This window comes from Photobacterium sp. DNB22_13_2 (assembly GCF_052873915.1).
This window is the reverse complement of record NZ_JBNNXU010000270.1, coordinates 1-240: the sequence shown is the minus strand read 5'-3', so window position 1 is coordinate 240 and position 240 is coordinate 1. Positions and strand designations below refer to the sequence as shown.

1 protein-coding gene is annotated in these 240 nt (G+C 61.2%); it reads right to left on the bottom strand.

Going from position 1 to position 240, the window contains the following annotated elements:
* Positions 1–240: MFS transporter (locus tag ACVA58_RS28620; RefSeq protein WP_446513611.1), on the bottom strand; the 240-nt coding region annotated here is incomplete at both ends.

Sequence of the window (240 nt, the reverse complement as noted above, 5' to 3'; positions counted from 1 at the left end):
ATATGGGACAGGCCAGCAGCGAGCGAGGGACCGACCATCATCCCCACGCCCACACCTGCACTGATCATCCCGATTGCTTGGCGGCGATTCTTTGGCGTGCTGTGATCGATTGCATAGGCGCTGGCGACGGAGAGATTGCCGGATGTGACACCGTCGACGATGCGCGCGAGGAAGACAACCAGCAGGTTGCCCGCACTGGCGAGAAGCACCAGGCTAGCAAAGGTGCCGAGTTGACTACCC